Genomic DNA, 558 nt, shown 5'->3' on the forward strand with positions numbered 1-558 from the left:
AACATCGTCATAGTTGCTGCAACGGGGATCGTTTTGCTCTACTTTCTGTGAATTGTTTCGAATCATCACAGAGAACTTATGGACAGGTTTGATTTGCCGGACAAGCGCTGGCGGATAGTCAAGGACTGGATTATTCGCCAGATCGACAGCGGTGACCTGGCGGCCGAAGCGAAACTGCCGTCAATCCGCGTTCTGGCGCGGATGTTCGAGACCAGCATCACCACGGTGCAGCGGGCGCTGGCCGACCTCGAGGCCGAGGCCTACGTGACGACGGTGCCGCGCGTCGGCTACTTCGTCTCGGCGTCAGGGCGGGCAAAACCATCCGGCGCTTTCGATTTCTCCAGTGTCACCGTCAACGTCAATCATGCGGTGGTCGCAATGCTCTCCAAAGCAGCGTCGCGCACCACTGCATCGCTGAATTCGGCGGTTCTGCACAGCGATCTCACGCCCAACGTGTTGCTCAACAAATGCCTCTCGGTCCTGGCCGCCAGGACTGACAACGCGCTGAGCGGTCTGGTAGCGCCACCCGGCCTGCCCGCGCTGCTACGTCGCATCGCC

General features: G+C 60.0%; 1 protein-coding gene. It reads left to right on the top strand.

Annotation, left to right across the window (positions count from 1 at the left end):
* Positions 1–78: 78 nt before the first annotated feature.
* A partial coding sequence (locus J5M56_RS23990; RefSeq protein WP_207937939.1) for a GntR family transcriptional regulator occupies positions 79–558 on the top strand: 480 nt, incomplete at its 3' end.

Source organism: Pseudomonas sp. 51_B, from assembly GCF_017491595.1.
GTDB lineage: Bacteria > Pseudomonadota > Gammaproteobacteria > Pseudomonadales > Pseudomonadaceae > Aquipseudomonas > Aquipseudomonas promysalinigenes.